Genomic DNA, 1,688 nt, shown 5'->3' on the forward strand with positions numbered 1-1,688 from the left:
ATCGCCGCCGGCGCGGCCGGCGCCGCCGCGGGACTGCTCCGCGACGACCTGGCCGAGGACGTCATGCTCGGCGACAGCGGCGCGAACGCCCTCGGTGCGCTGCTCGGCGTCGCGCTCGCCGCCCGCACCGGCCCGCTCGGCCGGGCCGGTCTGCTCGCCGTGCTCGCCGGGCTCACCGCCGCCAGCGAGAAGGTCAGCTTCACGTCGGTGATCCAGCAGACCCCGGGGCTGCGGGAGCTTGACGCACTGGGCCGGCGCGCCGACTGACGTGACCAGACCGGCACCCCTCGCCGGCGCCGGCCGGCTGGCCGGGGCAGCCGCGCTCATCGCCGTCCTCACCGTGGCCAGCCGGCTCGCCGGCTTCGGCCGTACCGCCGTGTTCACCTGGGTCGTCCAGCAGAGCGACCTCGGTGGCATGTACGTCATCGCGAACACGGTGCCGAACATCGTCTTCGAGATCGTCGCCGGTGGGGCGCTGGCCAGCCTCGTCGTGCCGCTGCTGGCCGGGGCGGTCGCGGCGGAGGACCGGCGGGCGGTGGCGGCGACCACGGGCGCCCTGCTCACCTGGACGGTGAGCCTGCTGGTTCCGCTCGCCGTGCTGGTCGTCCTGTTCGCCGACCCGATCATTTCGCTGATCAGCGAGGGACGCTCGGCGTCGGAGCTCGCCGCCGGCGCCCGGATGCTGCGGGTGTTCGCCCCGCAGTTGCCGCTCTACGGGATCGGCATCGTGCTCACCGGCGTACTCCAGGCGCACCGGCGCTTCGCCTGGCCCGTCATCGCGCCGCTGCTGTCCAGCCTCACCGTGGTGGTCGTCTACCTGGCCTTCGGCGCCGCCCAGGGGCGTGGCGCGTCCGTGGCCCAGGTCAGCCGTGGCGGCGAGCTGCTCCTGTCCGCCGGCACCACCCTGGGCGTGGTCGTGCTGTCCCTGTCGCTGCTGATCCCGCTGCGTCGGCTGCGGCTGCGGCCCCGGTTCGGGTACGCCTTCACCGCCGACGCGCGGACGCGGATCGGGGGGCTCGCCACGGCCGGCGCGGTGACCGTGGCGGCGCAGCAGGTCGCGCTCCTGGTGATCCTGAACCGGGTGTCCGGCGGCCCCACCGGCTCCCCGCAGGTGTTCAACCTGGCCCAGGCCATCTTCCTGTTGCCGTGGGCGGTGCTCGCCGTGCCGCTGGCGGTGGCGTCCTATCCCACGCTCGCCACGGCGTCCGCCACCGGTGACGAGGCCGGCTACCGGCGGACCCTGTCGGCGACGGTGCGCGGGGTGCTGCTCTTCAGCTTCCTGGGCGTCGCGGCGCTGATCGCCACCGCGCACCCCGTCGCGGCCCTGTTCTACCCGGACAATCCCGCGTCCACCGCGGCGGCCATCACCGGCTTCGCTCCCGGCCTGCTCGGCTACGGACTGTTCGCGGTCCTGTCCCGTGCGCTGTACGCGCGCGGCGACACCCGACCGGCGACCGTGGCGATCACGCTCGGCTGGCTTGTCGTGCCGGCCGTGGCGCTGCCGTTGACCGCCCTGCTCCCCACCGCCGACCGGGTGCTCGCGGTGACCGTCGCGAACTCGGTGGGCATGCTGGTGCTCGGGGCGCTGCTGGTCACGGCGGTGCTGCGTGCCGCCGGGCGTGCGGCGCTGGCCGGCGCGGCCCGGAGCGACCCTGACCGGCATCACCATCGAACGCTGCGCGATCACC

The 1,688-nt window shown here is 75.1% G+C and carries 1 protein-coding gene and 1 pseudogene; both read left to right on the top strand.

Annotated elements, in window-relative coordinates; genetic code table 11:
• Positions 1-267: pseudogene (locus JNW91_RS31290) on the top strand (hypothetical protein); the annotation flags it as partial.
• Between the two features lies 1 nt (position 268).
• The coding region (gene murJ / locus JNW91_RS31295) for a murein biosynthesis integral membrane protein MurJ (RefSeq protein ID WP_203179036.1) at positions 269-1,688 on the top strand (1,420 nt) is incomplete at its 3' end.

The organism is Micromonospora parastrephiae (assembly GCF_016802865.1).
Taxonomy (GTDB): Bacteria; Actinomycetota; Actinomycetes; order Mycobacteriales; family Micromonosporaceae; genus Micromonospora; species Micromonospora parastrephiae.